Source organism: Neobacillus sp. Fa239, from assembly GCF_055395235.1.
Window position 1 is genome coordinate 5,070,001 of the sequence record NZ_AP041611.1, and the last position, 24,773, is coordinate 5,094,773.

General features: G+C 40.4%; 16 protein-coding genes, 2 rRNA genes and 1 pseudogene (1 of these 19 running past the window's edge). 5 read left to right on the top strand and 14 right to left on the bottom strand.

The window, feature by feature from the left end:
* Both ACZ5XR_RS25110 and ACZ5XR_RS25115 read right to left on the bottom strand, forming a co-directional pair.
* Positions 1-1,813 (bottom strand): 23S ribosomal RNA (locus ACZ5XR_RS25110); it reaches 1,124 nt to the left of the window's first position.
* 197 nt (positions 1,814-2,010) lie between these two features.
* A 16S ribosomal RNA gene (locus ACZ5XR_RS25115) occupies positions 2,011-3,609 on the bottom strand.
* The 16S and 23S rRNA genes sit together here, the layout of an rRNA operon.
* Positions 3,610-4,364: 755 nt before the next feature.
* Here ACZ5XR_RS25115 and ACZ5XR_RS25120 point away from each other — a divergent pair.
* Positions 4,365-4,706, top strand: coding sequence for a Spo0E family sporulation regulatory protein-aspartic acid phosphatase (locus tag ACZ5XR_RS25120; protein WP_464499165.1), 342 nt, complete (start codon positions 4,365-4,367; stop codon positions 4,704-4,706).
* Between the two features lie 215 nt (positions 4,707-4,921).
* On the opposite strand, the gene desB is transcribed toward ACZ5XR_RS25120, so the two are convergent.
* A complete protein-coding gene (desB, locus tag ACZ5XR_RS25125; protein ID WP_464499166.1) occupies positions 4,922-6,001 on the bottom strand; it encodes a Delta(10) desaturase DesB in 1,080 nt (359 codons plus the stop codon).
* A gap of 194 nt (positions 6,002-6,195) precedes the next feature.
* Between desB and ACZ5XR_RS25130 the strand changes: the two genes are divergently transcribed.
* Positions 6,196-6,687 carry a YiiX/YebB-like N1pC/P60 family cysteine hydrolase gene (locus ACZ5XR_RS25130; protein ID WP_464499167.1) on the top strand — a complete coding sequence of 164 codons (492 nt, stop codon included), beginning with the start codon at positions 6,196-6,198 and terminating at the stop codon, positions 6,685-6,687.
* 755 nt (positions 6,688-7,442) lie between these two features.
* The gene (locus tag ACZ5XR_RS25135) at positions 7,443-7,862 is read left to right on the top strand and encodes a FadR/GntR family transcriptional regulator (RefSeq protein WP_464499168.1); all 420 of its coding nucleotides are present in this window, start codon (positions 7,443-7,445) and stop codon (positions 7,860-7,862) included.
* A 186-nt stretch (positions 7,863-8,048) separates the two neighbouring features.
* Here the strand turns inward: ACZ5XR_RS25135 and ACZ5XR_RS25140 are convergent, their stop codons facing one another.
* The 4 genes from ACZ5XR_RS25140 to ACZ5XR_RS25155 form a co-directional block, all read right to left on the bottom strand.
* A complete protein-coding gene (locus ACZ5XR_RS25140; RefSeq protein ID WP_464499169.1) occupies positions 8,049-8,441 on the bottom strand; it encodes a YidH family protein in 393 nt (130 codons plus the stop codon).
* Between the two features lie 226 nt (positions 8,442-8,667).
* Positions 8,668-10,050, bottom strand: a complete 1,383-nt coding sequence (locus ACZ5XR_RS25145; protein ID WP_464499170.1) for an MFS transporter — start codon at positions 10,048-10,050, stop codon at positions 8,668-8,670.
* 169 nt (positions 10,051-10,219) lie between these two features.
* Positions 10,220-11,740 carry a sulfatase family protein gene (locus tag ACZ5XR_RS25150; RefSeq protein ID WP_464499171.1) on the bottom strand — a complete coding sequence of 507 codons (1,521 nt, stop codon included), beginning with the start codon at positions 11,738-11,740 and terminating at the stop codon, positions 10,220-10,222.
* Positions 11,741-11,772: 32 nt separating this feature from the next.
* Positions 11,773-12,744 (bottom strand): formylglycine-generating enzyme family protein, encoded by a 972-nt coding sequence (locus ACZ5XR_RS25155; protein WP_464502432.1) that lies wholly within the window; start codon positions 12,742-12,744, stop codon positions 11,773-11,775.
* A 427-nt stretch (positions 12,745-13,171) separates the two neighbouring features.
* Between ACZ5XR_RS25155 and ACZ5XR_RS25160 the strand changes: the two genes are divergently transcribed.
* Positions 13,172-13,948 (top strand): helix-turn-helix domain-containing protein, encoded by a 777-nt coding sequence (locus tag ACZ5XR_RS25160; RefSeq protein ID WP_464499172.1) that lies wholly within the window; start codon positions 13,172-13,174, stop codon positions 13,946-13,948.
* Positions 13,949-14,284: 336 nt separating this feature from the next.
* A complete protein-coding gene (locus tag ACZ5XR_RS25165) occupies positions 14,285-14,761 on the top strand; it encodes a metal-dependent hydrolase (RefSeq protein ID WP_464499173.1) in 477 nt (158 codons plus the stop codon).
* A gap of 351 nt (positions 14,762-15,112) precedes the next feature.
* On the opposite strand, the gene manA is transcribed toward ACZ5XR_RS25165, so the two are convergent.
* The 7 genes and pseudogenes from manA to ACZ5XR_RS25200 all read right to left on the bottom strand — a co-directional run bounded on the left by manA (position 15,113) and on the right by ACZ5XR_RS25200 (position 24,771).
* A complete protein-coding gene (manA, locus tag ACZ5XR_RS25170) occupies positions 15,113-16,063 on the bottom strand; it encodes a mannose-6-phosphate isomerase, class I (protein WP_464502433.1) in 951 nt (316 codons plus the stop codon).
* 40 nt (positions 16,064-16,103) lie between these two features.
* Positions 16,104-16,298 (bottom strand): annotated as a pseudogene (locus ACZ5XR_RS25175) (ROK family protein); the annotation flags it as partial.
* Positions 16,299-16,362: 64 nt separating this feature from the next.
* Positions 16,363-17,499, bottom strand: a complete 1,137-nt coding sequence (locus tag ACZ5XR_RS25180) for a glycerate kinase (protein WP_464499174.1) — start codon at positions 17,497-17,499, stop codon at positions 16,363-16,365.
* Positions 17,500-17,527: 28 nt separating this feature from the next.
* Positions 17,528-19,492, bottom strand: a complete 1,965-nt coding sequence (locus ACZ5XR_RS25185; protein WP_464499175.1) for a BglG family transcription antiterminator — start codon at positions 19,490-19,492, stop codon at positions 17,528-17,530.
* 31 nt (positions 19,493-19,523) lie between these two features.
* Entirely contained in the window at positions 19,524-20,924 is a 1,401-nt protein-coding gene (locus ACZ5XR_RS25190) for a C69 family dipeptidase (RefSeq protein ID WP_464499176.1), read from the bottom strand.
* Positions 20,925-21,019: 95 nt separating this feature from the next.
* Complete coding sequence (locus tag ACZ5XR_RS25195) at positions 21,020-23,656, bottom strand: glycoside hydrolase family 38 N-terminal domain-containing protein (protein WP_464499177.1); 2,637 nt, start codon at positions 23,654-23,656, stop codon at positions 21,020-21,022.
* A gap of 83 nt (positions 23,657-23,739) precedes the next feature.
* The gene (locus ACZ5XR_RS25200) at positions 23,740-24,771 is read right to left on the bottom strand and encodes a PTS fructose transporter subunit IIC (RefSeq protein ID WP_464499178.1); all 1,032 of its coding nucleotides are present in this window, start codon (positions 24,769-24,771) and stop codon (positions 23,740-23,742) included.
* Positions 24,772-24,773 lie beyond the last annotated feature (2 nt).

Below are 24,773 nucleotides of genomic sequence, written 5' to 3' on the forward strand. Positions count from 1 at the left end.
CAGTCGCCTGGGCCTATTCACTGCGGCTCATCGAGGCTATTCACCTCAATGAGCACCCCTTCTCCCGAAGTTACGGGGTCATTTTGCCGAGTTCCTTAACGAGAGTTCTCTCGCTCACCTTAGGATTCTCTCCTCGCCTACCTGTGTCGGTTTGCGGTACGGGCACCTTTTATCTCGCTAGAGGCTTTTCTTGGCAGTGTGGAATCAGGAACTTCGGTACTATATTTCCCTCGGCATCACAGCTCAGCCTTCACGGTGAACGGATTTTCCTATTCACCAGCCTAACTGCTTACACGCACATATCCAGCAGTGCGCTTACCCTATCCTCCTGCGTCCCCCCGTTGCTCAAACGATAAAGAGGTGGTACAGGAATATCAACCTGTTGTCCATCGCCTACGCCTTTCGGCCTCGGCTTAGGTCCCGACTAACCCTGAGCGGACGAGCCTTCCTCAGGAAACCTTAGGCATTCGGTGGATGAGATTCTCACTCATCTTTCGCTACTCATACCGGCATTCTCACTTCTAAGCGCTCCACCAGTCCTTACAGTCTGGCTTCAACGCCCTTAGAACGCTCTCCTACCACTGACACCTAATGGTGTCAATCCACAGCTTCGGTGATACGTTTAGCCCCGGTACATTTTCGGCGCAGAGTCACTCGACCAGTGAGCTATTACGCACTCTTTAAATGGTGGCTGCTTCTAAGCCAACATCCTGGTTGTCTAAGCAACTCCACATCCTTTTCCACTTAACGTATACTTTGGGACCTTAGCTGGTGGTCTGGGCTGTTTCCCTTTTGACTACGGATCTTATCACTCGCAGTCTGACTCCCACGGATAAGTCTTTGGCATTCGGAGTTTGTCTGAATTCGGTAACCCGATGAGGGCCCCTAGTCCAAACAGTGCTCTACCTCCAAGACTCTAACAACGTGAGGCTAGCCCTAAAGCTATTTCGGAGAGAACCAGCTATCTCCAAGTTCGATTGGAATTTCTCCGCTACCCACACCTCATCCGCGCACTTTTCAACGTGCGTCGGTTCGGGCCTCCATCCAGTGTTACCTGGACTTCACCCTGGACATGGGTAGATCACCTGGTTTCGGGTCTACGACCACATACTCAAAACGCCCTATTCAGACTCGCTTTCGCTGCGGCTCCGTCTCTTCAACTTAACCTTGCATGGGATCGTAACTCGCCGGTTCATTCTACAAAAGGCACGCCATTACCCATTAACGGGCTTTGACTACTTGTAGGCACACGGTTTCAGGAACTATTTCACTCCCCTTCCGGGGTGCTTTTCACCTTTCCCTCACGGTACTGGTTCACTATCGGTCACTAGGGAGTATTTAGCCTTGGGAGATGGTCCTCCCTGCTTCCGACCGGATTTCACGTGTCCGGCCGTACTCAGGATCCACTCAGGAGGGAACGAAGTTTCAACTACAGGGCTTTTACCTTCTATGACGGACCTTTCCAGATCGCTTCATCTACCCCGTTCCTTTGTAACTCCATGTTGAGTGTCCTACAACCCCGAAAGGCAAGCCTTTCGGTTTGGGCTGTTCCCGTTTCGCTCGCCGCTACTTAGGGAATCGCGTTTGCTTTCTCTTCCTCCGGGTACTTAGATGTTTCAGTTCCCCGGGTCTGCCTTCAATACCCTATGTATTCAGGTAAAGATACTGCTCCATTACGAGCAGTGGGTTCCCCCATTCGGAAATCTCCGGATCAAAGCTTACTTACAGCTCCCCGAAGCATATCGGTGTTAGTCCCGTCCTTCATCGGCTCCTAGTGCCAAGGCATTCACCGTGCGCCCTTTCTAACTTAACCTAAAAGGTTTTACTCTAATTCAATAGAGAGAAAAACTAAAATGGCGATTAACTCGATGTTTTACTTGACTTCTTCATTACGATTATCTAGTTTTCAAAGAACGAATAAAAAAAGCTCTGAGAGAATTGCTCTCTCAAAACTAAACAAACAAAGAACGTGAAACTTGTCTGGCTCATACGTCCAGCTTTTATCCTTAGAAAGGAGGTGATCCAGCCGCACCTTCCGATACGGCTACCTTGTTACGACTTCACCCCAATCATCTGTCCCACCTTAGGCGGCTGGCTCCTAGGACAAAACTTAACTTCCTATAAATACAATAAGATGTTAAGTTTTGCCCCAGGTTACCCCACCGACTTCGGGTGTTACAAACTCTCGTGGTGTGACGGGCGGTGTGTACAAGGCCCGGGAACGTATTCACCGCGGCATGCTGATCCGCGATTACTAGCGATTCCGGCTTCATGTAGGCGAGTTGCAGCCTACAATCCGAACTGAGAATGGTTTTATGGGATTGGCTCAACCTCGCGGTTTTGCAGCCCTTTGTACCATCCATTGTAGCACGTGTGTAGCCCAGGTCATAAGGGGCATGATGATTTGACGTCATCCCCACCTTCCTCCGGTTTGTCACCGGCAGTCATCTTAGAGTGCCCAACTGAATGCTGGCAACTAAGATCAAGGGTTGCGCTCGTTGCGGGACTTAACCCAACATCTCACGACACGAGCTGACGACAACCATGCACCACCTGTCACTCTGTCCCCCGAAGGGGAAAGCCCTATCTCTAGGGTTGTCAGAGGATGTCAAGACCTGGTAAGGTTCTTCGCGTTGCTTCGAATTAAACCACATGCTCCACCGCTTGTGCGGGCCCCCGTCAATTCCTTTGAGTTTCAGCCTTGCGGCCGTACTCCCCAGGCGGAGTGCTTAATGCGTTAGCTGCAGCACTAAAGGGCGGAAACCCTCTAACACTTAGCACTCATCGTTTACGGCGTGGACTACCAGGGTATCTAATCCTGTTTGCTCCCCACGCTTTCGCGCCTCAGCGTCAGTTACAGACCAGAAAGCCGCCTTCGCCACTGGTGTTCCTCCACATCTCTACGCATTTCACCGCTACACGTGGAATTCCGCTTTCCTCTTCTGCACTCAAGTCCCCCAGTTTCCAATGACCCTCCACGGTTGAGCCGTGGGCTTTCACATCAGACTTAAAGGACCGCCTGCGCGCGCTTTACGCCCAATAATTCCGGACAACGCTTGCCACCTACGTATTACCGCGGCTGCTGGCACGTAGTTAGCCGTGGCTTTCTGGTTAGGTACCGTCAAGGTACCGGCAGTGACTCCGGTACTTGTTCTTCCCTAACAACAGAGCTTTACGACCCGAAGGCCTTCATCGCTCACGCGGCGTTGCTCCGTCAGACTTTCGTCCATTGCGGAAGATTCCCTACTGCTGCCTCCCGTAGGAGTCTGGGCCGTGTCTCAGTCCCAGTGTGGCCGATCACCCTCTCAGGTCGGCTACGCATCGTCGCCTTGGTGAGCCGTTACCTCACCAACTAGCTAATGCGCCGCGGGCCCATCTGTAAGTGACAGCCGAAACCGTCTTTCAGCTTTTCCTCATGAGAGGAAAAGGATTATCCGGTATTAGCACCGGTTTCCCGGTGTTATCCCAGTCTTACAGGCAGGTTGCCCACGTGTTACTCACCCGTCCGCCGCTAACCAACGGGAGCAAGCTCCCATTGATTCGCTCGACTTGCATGTATTAGGCACGCCGCCAGCGTTCGTCCTGAGCCAGGATCAAACTCTCCAAGAAAGTTGATTAGCTCAAAAATGTTACGTTGGCTTCGTTTCAATTAAGAAACGAATATTATTGTTTGTTTACACGTCTTGTTTGTTTAGTTTTCAAAGATCAATTTTTCAGCACCGCTCAAAAGCGACTTTATTAATATATCATCTCATCTTCAAAGCGTCAATTATTTTTTTGAAATAATTTATTTTGTATCAACGACTTGAATCAGCGACATTTACTAATATTATAGATTCATATTAGAATTGTCAACTGTTTTTTATCTTCTTGCAAAATTAAAAGCCATGCCATTTTTTCGTAGCGGGAATTATTATTTTGATATAACCCTCTTGAATAATCAATATATTAAAATGTTAATCTCCAACTATCTATTTTTTGATTGATAATAACAACTGGAAAATAGTATCTAGCTTGTTTAGCAAATTCAAAAACCTTTGTCTTGTTTTTTCTTTATCATCTGCTTTCTTCATTAAACAAAGGAGCCCCCATACCTTCCCTTCAGTCTTTTAAAGTTGGTAGACTATCAAGTTTTTCACTTATGTCATTAAATAACATCATTTGATAGAATTCAGGTCTATCATATGCGATAGTTTAACAAGTCCTTTTGTTGAAAAACGGCAATCCTCGTCTATTTTTGTTTCTTTTTATCTTATTTTAACGAATCTATTCCATATCAATTTATAAATGATATAATTCTTTCAACTCCATTAGAATCTAAGTTTACTTAAATGTCACTTATATTTTACGAGGTGTGATCTGCAATGAGAATTGAACAATTTGAAGCTGCTATTAAAGAGAAAAAAAACGAAATGATTAAATTAGGAATGACAAAGGGACTTCAAAATGAAGATACCATCTATTGCAGCCAGGAATTAGATAAACTGCTTAACGATTATAATAGGTTATTATCGGACAATGAACATTCTAAACCTATTAATCATTACGATGACTATTTCTCTATACTTACAAAAACATATAAAGAATTTTATGGGTTCCTTTCAGATTGCAATAGTGAGTATACCTCAACTTATGTAAGGGAAATCGAAAAATACTCATTCGTTGCATTTATAGCGGAATACTTTAAAGAAGGGTTAGTGTTTTGAACACTAACCCTCTTTCTTTTTTCGACCCGATTCGATGTTAATCAAACGTTTGATTAAATTCGGCCTTAACCCGCTAGACGTAAGGATTTTTCTCATAAGGAAGAAAGAAATTTGCCGAAACGTATCGCCTCCCGATATAAGACCTTGTCGAACCATATCGCCTCACGATATGGTTATTACTTTTTAGTCCTGTTCCCATCTAAACAAAGAAAAAGTTAATTCTTGGAGGTTTTTTCTTCTTCAAGATTTATTTTCCGATAACAGATTGCAGCTGGATCTAATCCATTTCCTAATGATCCGTAAATATTATTTTCTCTAGGGTCGATTAACTCATTGTTCTTATAGTAGATTCTCGGAGTTTTCCAAAGAGCTTTTAGCGCCAGCCCCATCGGCATCTCATGATATTGATCCGGCCACATCATTTTAATATGCTGTTTGACCAATGGATAGTACTTGGGACTAATACCAGGGAAAATATGATGTTCCGTATGATAGGAGAAGTTAAAGTGAAGAACATCCACCCAATTCGGCACCGTTACAGAAAGACTGTTAGCCAATGGATCATTTACTGATACATGCGGGTTTAGAAAATGGTTGGTCGAAATATAAGCCATTAAAATGAAGTTGCCAATGAATAAAGGCAGCAAAAAGGCAAAAAACCATTTTCCAGGCCCCATTAAAAATAGTAAGGTGATCCAAATTGCCCAAGGGAAGAGGAGCTGCAGCCAAACCTTTGGTTGTGTCTTTGGATTAAATTGTTGAATAAAGCGGAAAAACATTCGGCTGGAATGGACGTTGAACCCGATCGTTAAATAACTAAAACTTATAAATGACCGGACCATCAGCGGAAGACGCCGGTAAGCCCCTCTCATGAAAGGACTTTTTGCGATTTTTTCTAAGGTTGGCAATGAATCAGGATCTTTCTGATTCATTTGAGTATGAACATGGTGATTGGCATTATGCCACTTTCTCCAGAGTTTTGGTCCGATGGCTAATGGAAAGAAAGCGACCATGCCAAGAAATTCTTGGAGCCACGGTTTTCTAACGATCGTACCATGTAAAATCTCGTGAGCCAGAAAACCCATTGCAGCAAAGCTTGCTCCTAACACGAGAGCAATAATCAAACATATCCATGGACTCAAATCAAATAAACCAATCATTAGAAATCCTGAAATAACAACAAGCAAATAAGCGAGGCCACCAAAAAGGCGAGCAGGGACAGGTTTAAATGCCTCTTTTGGCAAATGCGGAGTGATCCGTGCTGCATACCATCCAAAAGAATGAAGTTCCTTCATCCATTAACTCCTTTCGTTTCGTCCCTTGCCTCTGCACAGTAAAAGGATTTTTCTATAGAAAAATATATGCCTTTTTTATCCCTCCTATTATGATGAATTTCCTAAATTTTTTATAGGTAATTTTATTTATTCCGACATATAAATTAAATGTATACAAAATACCTCATTTAAAAAGGATATTGAGGTGGACAGCTATGCGTTTTCAACAGGGTGATGCCATTTTTATTTTAAGTAAGTCCTGGATTCCAAGAACCATCGCATTAACTTCCAAAAGCAGATACTCACATGTAGGCATGGTGATTGAGGAAGCTGAGGGAGAAATGGTAAACATAATAGAATCCAAACCTTTTCTAAAATTACGCATTAGGTGCCTCTCTTTACAAAATGAAGAGTATGACTGTTATCGGATAAGAGGCAACCATTCCCCAAAATTGAAATTAGCGGTAGAAAACGCCAAGCAAATGATTGGGATTAAGTATAATTACTCGCAATTTGCTAATTTATATTTTCATGTGAATTTTAATAAAAAACGCACATTGCCTCTAAATAATAGACTTGTTTGTACTTCATTGATCGACCTTTGCTATTACTCTGCAGGAATCAGTCGAAAGGATACATTGGATATTGGAAATGTAACGCTGGAGGAATTATTAATCAAATATGATTTTGAAAAAGTGGAGGAATAAATCTCGCTAATATAGTAAATGAGCTGGCCAATAAGCCTGCTCATTTACTTTTTGTAAGGTCTAATGAATGATCGTAAATTCAGCACCGTCCCCCTTATCTTTCGACCATAAACTCCATGATTCCCTTTTAATCAAACGATTAATTTAAAACAAGCTGAGCCCATGGGAATAACGAACTTTCACATATTTCCGAGAAAATATTTTGTCGAATACTTCGTTGGTGGTCTTCTGCTATTCTTCCAAAACCAACACAAATTTCCCGTATTTGAAATCTATCAAATCATTTGACAAAAATCTTTTTTAAACAAACGTTTGATTAAATTTGGCTCTAATTCGCTACATGTAAGGGTTATTCTCATAATGGAAGAAAGAAATTTGCCGAAACGTATCGCCTAGCGATACATGAAACTTGTCGAAGTATATCGCCAAGCGATATGGAGTTTTCTAGTATAATCAATGCTATATTTTGGCATGGATCCTATAAAACATAAGTAGTCTTATCCTTAATTGAGTAACCAGTGATATGAAAATAAGCGGAGGTATTTCGGCTATTTGCAAAATGGAGCTCGTTTCGGGGTAAATAAAGGGAGATTTTCCGGCTATGCAAAGGAAAATCCCCCATTTTCATGTTTTTCGAGTCAATAGGCGGAATCTCTCCGTCTATTTTAGCTATTTTCAGCGCTATTTCTAAATTAAGGGAAATTCCTCCGCTTATTTATTAAACTAAGTGCTTAACTTGCCCCCCAACTTAAGAGATGGAATCTGAATGTGCTTTTCTTGCTGCCCAAAAAGCTAACTCCGTTGATTTGGAAAAAATCCGCAAATGTCTGGATGATATGGCGAGGGCGGGAAACGATGAGGAGTTAGGATTACTAGCTGACATCAAGTTTCATGAATGTATCGCACAAGCTTCAAGCAACTCGATCTTTGCTGCCTTAATTCAAACGCTAAGTGAACAATTGCGAGAAACCATCCGAACAACCCGCAATCATCGTTTCTTACGAGTTGGAAATTTTGAAGATACCCTAAACGAACACAAAGAAATCTTCCTAGCCATTGCGTTAAAAGATTCCAAGAAAGCCAAACAACTTATGAAAGAACACTTAACAAGAATAAGAGAAGAAATCGTTCGCGCTTCCCTAAGAGATATTAATTTGAATGAACTTTACGAATAAAAAAAGAGAGGTAAGCGAGAGAATTCATTTTTTTACTTTAAAAGCCTAAAAAAATGGACCCATTCGGGTCTTATGATACTGAACTATAATATAGTAATGCCGACATTTGAGAATTAAATGAATAGTTAATTCTTTTTTTAGATTTTCAATTGTTCCTCTACAATTTTCATATTAGCTGGACCAAATTTATGACTTAAATAATAAAAAAGAAAGATACATCAAAATCATAAAAATTAAAAGGGAGAATAACGTAGAAACAAATATAATAGAGTGATTGGACGGAATAAAAATGCCTTCTTGGATTTCTCTTCTTTTTCTTGTGTATTGAATTGTAGATAAAAGCCCGATTATAAATCCAACAGCACATGCAAAGACTCCTAGAAACATAACTAAAGTATTAATATATGAAATAGTGCTAATTTTGATAGTAAAATGTAATGAAGTAGTTAAAAAACCTACCCCGGTAATAGATATGGCTGTACGAATCCATGCTAAATAGGTTCTTTCATTAGCTAAATGCTGCTGTGCATATTTCACACTTTCTTCTGGCTGTTCTTTGACTTTTTTTAAAGCATCCATTGGTGGGCTAAAACTCCTTTAAATTGATTTCAATAGAAAGTGCTTTTTATTAAAAATAAATAACCTCATACAAACGGAAAAATAGTATGCATTGATGAAGCTACTAGCAATTACTAGTAGCTTCATATCGTTATTTTTCAATCACTTAACTAAAGCTGTATTAAAATTTTCCAGAAATTCATTTAGCATATCATCACTAAAAATAGGTACTAAGAAATTAAAATAATCAAGAATTTGTTGCCATTTCCAAAGTGTTCAAATAACTATTTCTTTTTTCCTTTAAATCCTCATGCACTGTATTCAATTTTTTATCAAGTTGGTAGAAACACATAAGAATGATTACAATAACACTGGCTATGATTGGAACCCAAATAAAATTATTTTCAATAGCGATTAAAGCAGAATGTGGCTGATGTTGACCCTTGGGAATATAATGCCCTAATGAAAGTAACCATCCTCCCACAAAACCACCAATTCCTGTACCTAACTGAGTAGCGAAAACAATTGTCGAATAAATTAATCCATTTGCGCGCTTTCCAGAAAGCCATTCTCCATAATCAACTGTATCCGCAATCATTGCAAATTTTAATCCCAAACTAAAGCCAATACCGAGCCCCGATACAAAGGTCCCTACGTAAAGTAGATTAAGAGACAAAGATGGTACACTTGCAAGGATTATGAGGTAACCTATAATTCCAATCCCATATCCAAGAATTATGGTGTTTCGATTTCCCATACGGTTAGCTATAAAGGATACAAAAAACATAGCGATTATCGTACACGCAAAGTTAATTGCCATTACCATTGGAACGAGATCAGGTCTTTTGAAATTATAAGTTAAAAAGTAAACTCTCATTTGATTACTAATTGTGTAAGCAAGGAAAAATACTATCATAACAACAAACATAATAAGCCATGGATTATTACCTTTTAGAGATTTAAAGCCTTCGCGAACAGGAACGGCTTTATCGTGACTAGGCTGATTTCTTTCTCGAACGTTGAAGAATGTAATGAGAAATAGAATTATTCCGATTATTGAAAAAATTAACATTGTTAAAACGTATCCTCGTGATTGGTTACCATGACCTAGCATAGATACTAAAGGCATTGTACCAATTGTAACGATTCCTGCACCAATTTGAGACATGACCATTCGCACAGAGTTTACATCTGTTCGTTCTTTTGGATTACTTGTAAGACTAGGTAAAATAGCTGAGACTGGGATGTTAATAAGGGCATAAACAAGGCTTAAAAGTAAATACGTAACGCTAGCATAGACTATTTTCCCTGAATAGGAGAAGTTAGGTGTTAAAAAGGAAATTGTTGCTAAAATCCCGAGCGGAAAGGCAAACCATAGAAAATAAGGTCGGCATCTTCCCCAACGCGTATTCGTTTTATCGATCATAATCCCAATTAATGGATTACTAAAGGCATCGATTGCTCTTACAACCAGGAATAATGTACCCGCAGCCGCTGCATCAATCCCATATATATTTGTGTAGAAAAACATAAGATAAGTTGAAACCATGGCATAGACCAAGTTCGAAGCCGTATCCGAAAAACCATAACTTATTCTCTCTAACCAAGAAACCTGGTTTTTTTCATTCATTGCTATTCCACCTTCCTATTTTCAATTTATTCGATACTCTGTTGCGTTACTAATGGCGTTTACACAAAGAAGCGCTTTCATTTTTGGTAGACAAATAATTAATTTGCAGTAAATGTTTTATAACAGGCACATGCTTTAATCATGCACCTGTTATAGGCCTATATGAAGGTCAATTACTAAACTGCGCAAACGATTTTTTATAAACTAGATCTGAATCCATGTTTGAATCTTCAAATGCACGCGGGTGTCTTCGTTGAAGCTCTGGAATTGCCCAACCTCGACCTGTTTCTTCCAAACGTTTAACATATTTCCTTAGATCTTTTGCTTGCGCATGAAATGGTCCGCCTTCCTTTATTACAGTCCATAAAGGATCGACATCAAAGTCCATCGATTTCATCATATCGTCATGCCATTGATTAAGGCGATAGACGGCCTCTTTACAAACATCTGGCTCTAGTCTTGCCAGGTTATGCTGTTCATGCGGATCATTCTCAAGATCAAACAGCATTTCATCATCAAACAAATGGAATCCATCATGATAGGTACGAATATATAACCAATTGTCAAAACGAACACTTCGTTGACAAACATGGGCACATTGAGAAATGACCAAATAATCTCTTCCACTATCTTGACCTTCCCTTAATACAGGAGCATAGCTTGTTCCATCCCAGCTTGCGATAGGTTCTTTTCCAAATAGCTCAGCAAGAGTTGGCAACAAATCAAGGTGATAATGCAACCCTTGGTCCACATGCCCTTGTTTCATTCCAGGCCAACGGATAATCATTGGAATACGGCAGGTGGCATTGTCGGCTGTTCCATGCTCACTATATATACCAAGCTCCCCTAAATTTTCCCCATGGTCTGCTGTGATAATAACAATGAGGTCATCCATGACACCTTGTTCCTCAAGGGCTTTAAACACTTGACCAATGTTGTCATCCATGTGCTTGACACCGCAGTCATAGCCATCAATCACTTGACGTAACCCATCATAATCCGAAATTTCCCCAGGATATCGTGGATATTTAGGAGAGGTCTGATTATCATACATGTTTAAATCCTGAGCACTGTGAGGCCCAACTTTTTCCCGATGACGTACCAGGACTCCTGGGGTAATCCAATCAGGCAGGGGCTCATTTTCAAACGGATTTCCAAAACCATGTGGAACTCGATATGGTGTGTGAGGATCCCAATAATTCACATAGAGCATCCAGTTATCCTCTTGGGCATGATCTTTTACCCACTTTAAAACAGTTGGAGTCACTTGTTCAGCAGATTCCATGCCAACTTTCCCTGTATTATGCATTTCATTAAATCCAGCATAGAAAGTCCATGCAGAATGTCTTTCAGGAAATGGGCTTACGAGAGCTGTTTTAAATCCTACTGAACGAAGGAAAGCTGGAAAGTTTTCAGTTGTATGGCGGTCCATGAACAAGCGGCTCGCACCTTCCTGACGAACATAGCCGGCTGTCCCCCCATGGCCAACAGCACCAGTATGGATACCGGTTCGCCCTGTCATTAATGCACTTCGTGACGGAAAGCATGGGGCATCAGAAGTATAATAATTTGTAAATCGAACACCTTCTTCCGCAATTTTATCAATGTTTGGTGACGTATTACGATCATAGCCATAACAGCCTAAATGATCAGGTCGTAATGAATCTAAATCTAAAATAAGCATTCTCATTTTCAAAAACCTCTTTCCTTAAGTTTGTAAATTTATGCATCAGCTGCACAGCGGAACCCAATATTGCCTGTTGAACTGTCAGGCGTATTAGAGCTTCGGGCAGCTACACGATAACGATTACAATAAGACTTGTGACAAAGATAAGACCCGCCACGTGTTACTCTTGCCTGACCATTTAAAGGTCCTTTCGGATTATCACAGGTCCCATCAGTATAATAGGTAGAGCTGAACCAATCCGAACACCATTCCCAGACATTTCCTGAAACATTGTATAAGCCATAATTATTGGCCGGAAAGGATTTTGCTGGTGCTGTACCTAGATAGCCATCCTTACCCGTATTTTTAGTTGGAAATGTACCTTGCCAAATGTTACACATATGCTTTCCGCCAGGGTTCAACTGGTCCCCCCATGGATACCTTTTTTGAACTAGACCACCTCGGGCAGCATACTCCCATTCTGCCTCGGTAAGTAAGCGCTTTCTAGACCAGTTGCAGTAAGCCATAGCGTCATTCCAAGATACATGAACAACGGGGTGGTCCATTCGTTCTGTTATATCTGAATCCGGGCCTTCTGGTTTTTTCCAGTATGCTCCCTTAACAGCCCACCACCACGGAGCATTCCGAACCATATCCGTAACCGTTTTTGCAACTTCTTCAGAAACAAAACTATTAAATACAAAAGACCATCCAAATAGCTCAGCTTCTGTTTGGTAACCTGTAGCTGTCACAAATTCCATAAACTCTGAATTCGTAACGGTACACGGATCGATATAGAACGGATCAAGCTTTACAGCTCTAACAGGGCCTTCTCCATCTTTAGGAAACCCTTCTTGACTATCAGTCCCCATTAAAAATTCACCACCAGAGAGATAAATCATCCCATCTGTAACAGGTCGGTCACGCTTTGTTTTTACAGCATGGATCTGTTTACCCTCACGATCCGGCGATATCGGTCGACTAGCGCAACAGCATGAGGCAGTTTTGTTTTCATGAGTCACTTGAATCACCTGTTTCTTTTAATTATAGGATTATTCAAATCTCGTAAGACACATCGTAAAATGTATCAATTACTAGAATTAATCTTAGTCAGCTTAGAATTGTACATTTTTAATATCTAAACATGTTAAGCAACCTTTAATTCTTTAAATTACATACTGTCCTAATTTAAAACTAGATTTACCTATTACCTTGTAGAAACTACCAAATAGCTATAAAATATTGTGTTTTTAATAAGTTCTCTTATTAAATAACTAATAATTGAAAACGTTTTAACTGTTTCTATGTTGTTAATTATAAAAACACAAAGAATATATCACAATGTACAATATTACAATTTTATGTACAATTTTTATTTAATTTTGAAAATTGCAAGCAGTTACAAAAGATAATAGTGTATATTAGAATTAAATATTTACTGAAAGCGGGATAAGTATGATTGATATTTTAGGCGTATATTATGATAATTTCATTTCGGATTGGCATACACTTACTGAAAAAATCGACTACAATGTTTTAGTTTTGGTGACAGATGGAAATGTACAATATTACATAAATGGAAACGAAATCACTGCAAAAAAAGGAGATATTTTATATATCCCCTCTTCAACAGTTCGCGGTGCGGAAAATGATTTTTCTGGCCCACATCAAAAATATACAGCTATTTTTAATTTAAAAGAGGAGATCTTTTCAACTGATCCTTTTCCAATTAAAGAAGCGTTTTATCAATTAAAAACCAGAAGCTTTGAATACTTTAAGCATAGATTTGAACAGCTATACACAGATATTAGGGGAAATAAAAAACATAGAGACTTTATTTGTCATGGAATTTTACAAGAGTTAATTGGGCTTGTTGCGAGAGAACTAGATAGTCCTCGCACTACGCCAATTAAAGAAAAATATGTACAAATTATTGAAAAGTTTTTGTTAGAAAACTATCGAGAACCTATTGAAATAGAACAACTTGCAAAATTAATTCACCGTTCACCAGGATATACCATTTCAATTTTTAAAGAAGTGATGGGTCAAACCCCCATCCAATATATCCATCAATTACGAATACTTGAGGCATGTAATCTTTTATTAAATACTGATATGACTATTGTAGCAATCTCGGAGTATCTCGGTTATTACGATACATCTTACTTCTTTCGTATGTTTAAAAAAGCAACATCAATGTCTCCAAAGGAATTTATGATAACTGGTAACTAGATCAAACACATAAAGCAAATCGTTTTAAATGATAATAAAATTCCTAGAAATTGGGCTTTTTCGTTATTCAATAAAAGCGCCTGTTTGCTTATCCCTACTTCGTCTTTTACATAGAAACTGACAATATGATTGATGTTCAATGCAACAAAGTTGTAATTTTACGTTAGAACCAGTTTGAATACCAAGTTGGAGATCGAAATCAATTCAAAGTCCCCCCAATATTTATTTGATAATTAAAACTTTGCATCTTGAAGGAAAACAAGTCTGGTTGATTTAAGTCAAAAGCTAATTCATACTGAAATGATAGAAATGATTAGCAAAGAATAGGGGAGAAACATGGAAGGTAAAACACATATTATTGGGGGCTTAGCAGCTGGCGCTCTATATTTAAACTTGGGAGGAGCCATTGGCCATGAAGCTCTTTTTTTTGGTAGCTTAACTCTGGGTGCTTTAATACCTGATATCGACCACACCGGTTCATCTATTGGCCGAAAGATACCGTTGATTGATAATATAGTCAGTTCAGTATTCGGTCATCGTTCCTTTACTCATAGTCTTTTGTTTTTAGTTTTAGCATTCTTCTTATTTCAGCAGACTTCCTGGCCTAAAGATATTGAATTAGGTATCTTGCTGGGAATGTTCAGCCATATTATCCTGGATATGCTCACAAAACAAGGAATTAAGTTTTTATGGCCTTTAAAAATCCATATAGGTATACCTGGTGGAATTCGGACTGGCGGTGCAATTGAACAAGGATTTTTCACCGTTTTAGTCGTATATATTTGTTATGTAGGTTATCACATTTATTTATAAACCCGGAGGAAAATTATATAGGGAACTTCTGACTTCTTTCCATTCGTGGTCACGATTTTCATCCTGTATACTAGAACCGTGCCGGCGCACTTAAAGAAGGTAAGCCAATCTCCCCTGATATTAGGTGGGATTTTTATGAGGGCTATTGGTGACAAAACTGAGGTCCATGAACCTGGAATTGTCGCCTATGAGGGCTATTGGCGACAAAACCGTGGTCCATCAAGCTAGAAGTGTCGCCTATAAAAACTATAAGGGACAAAATCCAATTTAATTTGATAAAGTTCCCGCACACGTTTCAGGTCATCAAAAAAGCGTAAAAGATCAATGTCCATCTTCTACGCTTTCTCTTCATTACGTATGAGAAACAATCAATTCACATGCCCCATCAATTTCAAATTCCCCTATTCCTACAGGAAGAATGAGATGGGTTCCTTTCGCCAATCCATACTCCTCACCATTATGAACAAGTGTCCCCTCACCTTTTATCACGCTGAGAAGCAAATATTGATCTTGATAGGAGAACGTTGACGTTCCGCTAACATCCCACTTATAAACAGAGAAAAACTCCGATTCTACAAACGTGGTAATCGTCAAATTTCCTTTTTCCAGTACCGTCGGATTATTCACGGCGTCTCGATGCGGAACCGTTGTGACATCAATCGCCTTCTCTAAGTGAAGCTCACGCAAATGGCCTTCCGCATCTTTGCGGTCGTAATCATACACACGGTAAGTCGTATCCGAGCTTTGCTGTGTTTCCAATACTAGCGTACCTTCGCATAACGCATGGATCGTTCCGCTTGGTACATAGAAAAAGTCGCCAGGTTTAATTTTGACGCGGCGAAGCAGCTCATTCCATTTTCCTTCATTAATTTGTTCCATTAATTCTTCCTTTGTTTTTGCATTGTGACCGAAAATCATGTCGGCATCTTCTTTACAGTCAATGATATACCAGCATTCCGTCTTTCCCAGCTCTCCATTTTCATGGACCTTTGCATAGGAATCATCGGGGTGAACCTGTACTGATAAATCCATATTCGCATCTAAGATTTTCGTTAATAGTGGAAACACGGCTTCCTTCGGATTTCCAAAAAGCTCCGGATGCTCACACCATAAATCGTCCAAGGCCATACCTGCAAATGGGCCGTTTTCAATAACAGAAGGTCCATTTGGATGGGCGGAAATAGCCCAGCATTCCCCAGTGTGGTCATTTGGAATGTCGTAACCAAATTCCTTCTGTAAGGCTGTACCGCCCCATATTCTATCTTTAAATACGGGCTTTAAAAATAATGGTTGCAATTTCATTACCTCACTTATCATGATCTTCTCTGCTTTATTTAATAAATTACATTTTTGTTTCTTCCAATGTTTTATGTGCAAGGAGAAGAGCTCCTGTGATCCCCGCATCATCACCTAAGCCAGGACGGACGATATAATCAGCAAGCTCTGGCAGCACGACATAATCGTTAACAAGTTCCGGCAAATATTTATAGATAGAATGGAAAACCTGGTCTTGCTTCATCACTCCACCACCAAGGATACTCGTCCTCCAAAAACATTTATCAATACTATGTTCTACAAAACGGCATTACTAAGCCATTTTCTCACTTATTTCGGAATTCTACCAGCTTTGCAATATTTCTTGAAGTCGCAACAATGTTGGGGTAGGCATTCTGTAGGGCTTCTTCCAGTGTAGTGACTCCAGGAACAACGCTGAAGACGGCGTCGATTCCATGATCGTACACAGCTTCATATCCCTTCCCAAGTGATCCAGCCAATCCGATCACACAAGCGTGATGTTTCCCGGCAGCCCTAGCCACGCCGATTGGTGTTTTTCCATAGATGGTTTGACCATCCATTTTCCCTTCTCCAGTAATGACAAGGTTCGCATCACGAATATGTTCCTCTAATCCTGTAGCCTCCACCACGATCTCGATCCCTTTTCTCAAGCTGCAAGGAAGAAAAGCCATGAGTCCTGCACCCAAACCACCTGCAGCACCTGCTCCAGGAATGTCACAAACCTGCTTTCCTAAATCTCTTTCTATCACTCTTGCAAAATGGGATAAATTCTCGTCGAGCACTTTTACCATTTCTTCAGTAGCTCCCTTTTGCAGTCCAAATACGGCAGATGCACCTAAAGGTCCAGTTAAGGGGTTCTCGACATCACAAGCAACCTCAAACGCAACTTCAGATAAACGCTGGTCCAAATTTCGGATATCAATAGAGTGTAAGGTTGATAATGCTCCGCCTCCAAAGCCGAGCTCCTCACCGTTTTCATCCACCAACTTGCAGCCTAAAGCCTGGACCATCCCTGCTCCGCCATCATTGGTAGCACTTCCCCCAAGACCGACAATGATTTTCTCCACATGGTATTCAAGCGCAGCGGTTATTAATTCCCCAACCCCATAGGTTGTCGTGTATAGTGGATTTCTATCTTTAGGAGTAACCAAGTGTAATCCGGCAGCAGCGGCCATTTCAATCACAGCCGTTTTTCCGTTATGAATTAAGCCGAAGAATCCCTCCACTTTATCACCAAGTGGACCCGTAATATTTTTATGGATGATCTGTCCGTCCAATGCGTTCACTAATGAATGAACTAATCCTTCCCCGCCGTCTGCCATCGGAACCTTTACGAAACAAGCGTTTGGGAAAATCTCACGAAACCCTTCTTCAATGGCATTGGCCACTTCCATAGCAGAAAGACTTTCTTTAAAACTATCTGGTGCGATGACAACTTTCATTTTTCCATTCGCTCCCTTTCCGTTTTTCCTACTTAATTGAATAGAATTGCTGGAGAAAATCCGTGAAATTCTTCTTGGAACAAAGCTCATCAACCAATTTTTTATGTTGCACCAGCTGCCATAAATGATTAAAAAGATGGCTGAACTCTTCCTTATCCGCTTCATTCAATGCGAGCAGCAGCACCAATTGAACCGATTGCTCTCCCCATTTCACGGGTTTCTTTAGAATCCCGATGGCGATACAGGACCCTAACGCATTGGGTTTTAACGGGTGAGGAATGGCAACAAGATTTCCAATGGATGTAGGCGAAATTTCCTCACGGTCAAGAACCGATTGCTGAAAGGAATCATCCACATACCCTTTAATATTTAAAATCGTCGTTAATGATTTGATAATTTCTGTTGGATTTTTCTTAAGAATATCAGTGAAAAATAAATCTTCATGAAATAAATTTTGCAGTTTATGGAAGGATTTCGTTTTATCCTCATTTAAATATTTGCTTGAAATATGCTCTTGCACCTTTTTAACATCTTTTTCCGTTAACATCGTGTTAATATGGAGAATCGGGATCGGGCTTTCTTCTTTCACAGGAATCGTACTTAAGATTAAATCAGCGGCTTCCTTTTTAATATTCTTAATGGAATAGGATGGAAAGGTCCCAACAATGTCAATCCCCGGAAACTTGCTCTCAATACTTGCCGAAAGTAGCTTGGCTGTTCCCAATCCAGAGGCACAAACAATGGCTACACGTTTCACCTCACGCCGTTTCTTGTTTTTCATCCGCTCAAGCGCCGCTTCCAAATGGATCGCAATATAACCGATTTCATCCTCATTCACGGTAAGCTCGCTGTTTTTTTGAATGAATTCAGCTGCGACAATCCCTAATTCAAATGAAAAAGGATAATGACTTTTGATTTCCTTTAACAACGGGTTTCTCAAGTTCATCTTATACTTCATTCGGTTCATCGCCGAACGCAAGTGAAGTCCTAAGCCATAAATGAGTTCTCGGTCAGCGCATAAATCAATGAGGTACACTCTCTTGATTTCAGCAAGAATTTCTTTAATTAATTGATAGTTACCCTCTCCAACCAAATGGGTAAAGTTGGTGTCTGATAAATTCTCATCTTCAAAATGTTTGGCCCCAAGCAAATGAATCGTGACATACGCTACTTCACCAGGAGGGACCTTGATCGAAAATGTTTCTTCAATCGAAACGACAATTTTCTTCGCAACCAGATATTCGACCTGATTTTCAATTTGTTCGAGTGCAATCGTACCCGCTTCCACATTTTTACCCTTTTTAATTCTTTGAATGGCAATCGCAATATGCATCACAAGATTGCCCAGCGGCAGTTCAGCCATTTTAAAAGGGAGCTGTTCAATATGTTCCTTTGTAATGGCCTTAATTTCCTCCATGTTCACATCTGGAATCAGAGGGTGATCGGCATTCATCTCAAGCTGCATTTGTTCGTTTCGCATATTTGCCAAGCTTTCAGACAAACAAAAACGAATATTCATTTCGCTTCCAATCAATTTGATTCCATAGTTTTGTTTCTTAAACAATGTTAAGTTATATTTTTCTAGTAGTTTCTCTACCTGTTTGAGGTCATTATCAATGGTGGATTTACTGACAAATAATTCATTGGCGATTTGCTCTGTCGCAATAAAATCATCCGCCATGATAATACTTTTCAAAATGTATAAGACTCGTTCCTCCGGCAATACAGGTGCATGACTTTGTTCCTCTTCCTGCAGCATAAAGAGCTCTTCGATTAACTCTGTTAGTGTTGGATCAATAAAATACCCAACACCTCGATTCGCTTCAATTTGAACACCAATTTTTTTCAATTCAAGATTTAATGTTTTCACATCATTTCTTATCGTCCGGGAAGTGACACCGATTACTTTAGCCAAGTATTCACTCGTTACAGGATCCTTATGTGATAGCAATTCTTTTACTAATGACTTAAGACGGTTGTTTAAAACAAGCATGACTTCCACCCCACTAAACGAATAAGAACTTTTAAGCTAAAACCATTCCGTGTAATTGCAGTCGAATTTCCTCAATCGCTTCAATCGCTTCATTTAAGCATTCACTTGAAAAGGCCGTAACTAAGGCGATGGCTTCTTTTCGTTTACCAGCTTTATGAAGAAACGCCGCTTCCTCTTCAATCTCACGTGTTAAGGTCATCCATTTCCGCTCTAACCGATCAAAGGAAGATCTCGCCATTTCCTTATTCTTATTAAATAAATTTCCATTTTCATCGCCTTTTAATTCATCAAGTAAATCCCTAAACATCCACCAATAGGAATCCTCTGCCGATTCATCAACCGCTGATTTTGAAGGATCTGCCGTCTTTTCTTTCTCCGTTCCGGCATTAGATAGAAACTCAGGAAAGTCCTGTTCACACATAAAAATCGGCAGATAAAGGCCTGTGCATGGTGTTGCAGGTGACCACCAAACAAGCGGGAAATGCCACTCATCCTTTGGAAGCTCAAAGATCGTGGATGAAGCCGTAATTCCCCAAGTAAAATTCGCCGGAGAGGAGTGCATACAGATTGTTTGAAAATCCGGCAATGCCGCATTAAAGAAGGGTCCTTCTAAAAACGTGTCTTCATAATGATCCCGTAAAATCCTTTTCAGCCAATTGAGGTCCACCTGTTGACCCGCAGCCAATTTCTCGCTAAGTAATTGCTTTGTGCGCTGGACTCGAATATGGGAAACCTGCAAGGAATTCGTAAAATCAGTATAGGCATAGGCAGCATCAAAATTCGTCTCACGATTAATCCAGCCTGAACGAACAGCCTTTTCAACGAAATCCTCACTCGCTAAATCCCACTTATCACGAATGCTCATTTCGTTTGAAATCGAATGGAATGGATCTTGAATTCTTTTCGCAATCCAATTTTGGCCTGCTGTTTCCAATACCCATGCTTCTTTAGAATCCGCGATAATGAAAGAATTATTGTAAGGCTTCTCCTCACCGACGACGGCACTGCCCCATTGACCATACTCTTCAATTAACTTCGCAATTACATCCAATGCCTCTTTGGCCGTTTTACCTCTTTCAAGTCCCAGACGGACAAGCTCCATCCCCAAAATCCCTTTTGGTTGATTGGGATTTGCCGCACTTTCCTTCAGATCTTTTGTAAAAGTGGCTTCATTACCTATTGCCACACCGTATTCATTCATTCCTTGCTCATAACCCCAACACCAATAAGGGGATGACCCAATCGTTAAAAATGTTTCATCGATTTGAGGTATCGTCACGTAGGCCAGTTTTAGCATGTCCTCATTGGCAAAGACCTGACGTGGATGATAGACAAGAGGCTGGCTCTCGTAGGCAGGTCGGTCACTATTCTTTGCCACAATCATCCGAGACCCGCTTGTATAATCCGGCAATACAACTAAATTATCGCACATGTTTATCCCTCCGCTCTGAAAAATAACGAAGGAGACACCCTTAAAAAGAGGTGACTTGATCACGCTACTCCTTGGGTATCTCCTTTTAAAAGACGTTAAGCTAATTGGAAACTGAAGATTTCGTTCGAACGAATATCTTTTATTTGAATTTCATTGTCAGTAAAAAGGATACGCTTATCTGCATCAATGATAGGAGTTTCATTCAAATCAACTAGTTTAATAGTTTTGAAAAACTCTTGATTGATTTCAACCTTGGCCGCCTCAATCGGTTGGTTGGTTGTATTATAAATTCTTACTAAAAGACTCTCATCATTTTCCGATTTTTTCACTGCACTGATCGCCATGCCTGTATGATCAAGACGGATAAAGCTGCAATTGTCAGGCAAAGAGCCCTTGCCCTGCTTCCCGGCTGCTGGAATCGTCACAAACGGTGCAGTAAATTCGTTTGCTTTACTCCCAATTCCTGCTTCTATCTCATTACCTTGGTGCGGAATAATGGCGTACTCCATTTCATGTCGGCCCATCAGAAGACTATCCGGCGTTTCGACATGAAGACCTGAACGTCTTCCAGGACGATCGACTAAATCCTGTTTACCCATATAATCGGTTCCAGCTAATAACGTAAGGGCAATGGTTGGTTGATCCCCGTGTAAAATCTCGTATTGCGGCAAGCCTTTATTAAGAATGGAAATGCCTTTTTGATCATCCGATACATCCACAAACTTCTGCTGCGGATAAATAGGGTAATATTTTTCTTCCCAATTTTCCTGTTCCCAGTATTCAACCTGCTCCAAATAGTTTTCACGACGAATAGTGCCAAATTGCTGGTCAGCAACATGCGTGTTTGTTTGGATTCCCGTATCAAAAAGGGCACGTATTCGGTGGTTTTTAACCGTATTATCAATGACGGTTTTAATATCGACCCGATCTTCAAAACGATTGACGGTCACATACGATTCAATCGTAGACGGCATCATTTCTTCTACACGTCCGTAAACATCCGTATCTACTGGGAATTCCAAACGATAGGAGATCTTCACCGTCGCAAAGAGCGGACCATTATGAACTACTTCTATCTCAGGAGTTGATTCCTTTGTCGTAATGATGACATCTTCCCTAGGTGGTGAGAAATCATATTCATCCCCGGCATTACCGCCTTCTTCATAAACATTTAATCCTTCAAAAACGGTACCAGTTTTTCTTTCTTTGATGGTTAATGACCCATTTGGGTTAATATTCATTTCAAAAAATTCGTTTCCAAATGTCCCATTTTGGTAAACATCTGCAAATGGATAGGACTTCGAAGCATTTTCTTTTACGTAATAAGTCGTAAATCCAAAGCCATCCACTTCCGCGGCAAATTTTATTTTGGTCGTAATAACGAATTGATCTTCATTTTTTACGCCAATTTCAATTTGTTTATCGTTTAAGTTTTCTTCTTTTGTTTCAATGATTTGGTATGGTACTTCCTTTCCATTCGAATCAACGATCGTAAATTGCTTCGAAGTTAAATGAAGCGTTGCTTCCGCAAGATTTTTCCGTTTTTGACCAAGAGTATTCATAACCACTAATGGAATACCCTGGTTTTCTTGAAACGCAATGTCCCCTAACAAATCCTCTACGGCCGATTTCTTTACAGTCTTACCAATTTGCTCGGCAAATTCATATCTCATCTTCATTTCTTGATGAGTGGCATCTGTACACACGTTACAGATGGAATCATGAGCATGATTTTGCATCATGTATTTCCAGCCTTTATTGATGATTTCATTATCATACGGATGGCCGGCTAAGAAGGAAAGGGCGTTTATCGGCTCTAAATATTTCTCATAAAGATTTTGAACCTCAAAATTTTTCTTTTTCAAATCTAAACGAGTCGATGCAATACTGACATGAACGCGCATATTTTTCCCTTTTCTAAACTCACCTGAAAGAGTTTCCAGTTTTTCTGATTCACGAGAAACCCCTTCAAAATAATCCTGCAGACGGCTGAGTTTGACCTGGAACTCAGATCCTTGTTCCGCATAATATTGATTTAGTTCGTCAATGATTTCAGGCAGGTCTTTATTGGCACTTCTCTGGTCAAAGCCTGACATCAATAACATATTGGGTGATGTCGCCATATCCTTTAAGTTCTTATGATTATCTGCGATAATTTCTAGATTTTGTTCGAAATCCGTTGATAGCATCCGGCCATTCCCATAGCCGAATGGAAGATTTGTTGTTAATACTTTCGATCCATCAGGACCTACCCACCAGAAATCCGTTTTTTCAGTTTCTTCATGGGTAATCCCGCGCCAGAATAAGGCATGTCCGATCCCAAATCCCTTTAATACTTGAGGAATTTGCGCTGCCTGTCCAAATGAATCTGGTAAATAGCCGATTTGCATCGAAGGACCAAACTCATTTCCAACCTGCTGGCCAATTAATAAATTACGCACGAGCGATTCTCCGCTTGGAGTGAACTCGTCCGGCTGGATGTACCATGGACCGATAATAATCCGGCCCTCTTCCACCAGCTGCTTGATTCGATCCCGATTTTTAGGTTTAATTTCTAAATAATCCTCTAATACAATCGTTTGTCCATCCAGTAGAAAGGAAGTGTAGCCAGGACTTGTTTTTAAAAGGTCCAGTAATTCATCCATAAAACGGATTAACTTTACCCGATATTGCTGATAGGTTTGGTGCCACTCCCGATCCCAATGTGTATGGGAAATGACATGAAAATTCATAGTAATAGCCTCCAGAAACCATAATTTATAAAGAAGATGAGGGTCCTTTAAAAGTCCCCTCAGTAAAATGTAATCTATTTTTTTCAAGCAACTTCTTGAGTGTAGTCTACTTCTTCTTCAACTTTCTTTTTTAACAAAACAGTCATTAATGCAGTTGTGACGATCCCTACAGCAAAGGCAATGACGAACATAAATGGTTTAATAAAGAACGGAATAACCAAGACCCCGCCGCTTGGTACAGGAGCTGCTGAACCAAGTGCCATCGCTAATGCGCCACCTACAGCTGAACCAACCACAATGGATGGAATAACACGAAGCGGGTCACTTACCGCAAATGGAATCGCACCTTCTGTGATCCCTGTCGCACCCATAATTGTCGAAGGAAGCGCACTTGCTCTTTCTCCCACTGTAAATTTCTTCGGAGCAAGTCTTGTCGCAAGAGCAAGTCCAATTGGCGGTGTCATAATACCAATCCAACAAGCTGCCATTGGAGCGTAAACATGTTGATTCAACATTCCGACACAGAACGCAAACGCTACTTTATTAATAGGTCCACCCATATCAAATGCCATCATCGCACCAATAATCAGACCAAGTAATGCTAAATTTCCACCGCTTAATGATGTTAACCAAGCTTCTAATCCTTTGGAAGCAATCGCAATTGGCTGACCAATAATATACATAATTAAGGCAACAGCCCCAGCACCTAATAAAGGAATAACAATAATTGGTTTAAGAGCAGCTAAATAAGGGTGCATAGGAAGCTTTTTAATAAAATTAACAATATAACCCGCAATAAAACCTGCAACAATACCGCCTAAAAATCCAGCGCCAATTTCATGTGCAATCAATCCGCCAACCATACCTGGAGCAATACCCGGACGGTCTGCAATGGAATAGGACATATAACCTGCCATTACTGGCACCATTAGTGAGAAAATTAAGACACCGACTTTAACCGTTTGTTTAGCAAAAGCTGTACCATGCCCAGTATCGCCCCCGCCTAAAAGTAAACCAATCGTTAGGAGTAATCCACCAGCAACAACAAACGGCAACATATAGGAAACACCAGTCATTAAATGTGTTTTTGCTTCTTCAAGAAACTTTTTCATCATTA

Bases quoted from the DNA above. Each gene is read 5' to 3' on its own strand.
- manA (WP_464502433.1), bottom strand. From the start codon at position 16,063: ATGAAATTGCAACCATTATTTTTAAAGCCCGTATTTAAAGATAGAATA.
- ACZ5XR_RS25190 (WP_464499176.1), bottom strand. From the start codon at position 20,924: ATGTGCGATAATTTAGTTGTATTGCCGGATTATACAAGCGGGTCTCGG.
- ACZ5XR_RS25145 (WP_464499170.1), bottom strand. From the start codon at position 10,050: ATGAATGAAAAAAACCAGGTTTCTTGGTTAGAGAGAATAAGTTATGGT.
- ACZ5XR_RS25180 (WP_464499174.1), bottom strand. From the start codon at position 17,499: ATGAAAGTTGTCATCGCACCAGATAGTTTTAAAGAAAGTCTTTCTGCT.
- ACZ5XR_RS25130 (WP_464499167.1), top strand. From the start codon at position 6,196: ATGCGTTTTCAACAGGGTGATGCCATTTTTATTTTAAGTAAGTCCTGG.
- ACZ5XR_RS25185 (WP_464499175.1), bottom strand. From the start codon at position 19,492: ATGCTTGTTTTAAACAACCGTCTTAAGTCATTAGTAAAAGAATTGCTA.
- ACZ5XR_RS25195 (WP_464499177.1), bottom strand. From the start codon at position 23,656: ATGAATTTTCATGTCATTTCCCATACACATTGGGATCGGGAGTGGCAC.
- ACZ5XR_RS25165 (WP_464499173.1), top strand. From the start codon at position 14,285: ATGGAAGGTAAAACACATATTATTGGGGGCTTAGCAGCTGGCGCTCTA.
- ACZ5XR_RS25200 (WP_464499178.1), bottom strand. From the start codon at position 24,771: ATGATGAAAAAGTTTCTTGAAGAAGCAAAAACACATTTAATGACTGGT.
- desB (WP_464499166.1), bottom strand. From the start codon at position 6,001: ATGAAGGAACTTCATTCTTTTGGATGGTATGCAGCACGGATCACTCCG.
- ACZ5XR_RS25160 (WP_464499172.1), top strand. From the start codon at position 13,172: ATGATTGATATTTTAGGCGTATATTATGATAATTTCATTTCGGATTGG.
- ACZ5XR_RS25120 (WP_464499165.1), top strand. From the start codon at position 4,365: ATGAGAATTGAACAATTTGAAGCTGCTATTAAAGAGAAAAAAAACGAA.
- ACZ5XR_RS25150 (WP_464499171.1), bottom strand. From the start codon at position 11,740: ATGAGAATGCTTATTTTAGATTTAGATTCATTACGACCTGATCATTTA.
- ACZ5XR_RS25135 (WP_464499168.1), top strand. From the start codon at position 7,443: ATGGAATCTGAATGTGCTTTTCTTGCTGCCCAAAAAGCTAACTCCGTT.
- ACZ5XR_RS25140 (WP_464499169.1), bottom strand. From the start codon at position 8,441: ATGGATGCTTTAAAAAAAGTCAAAGAACAGCCAGAAGAAAGTGTGAAA.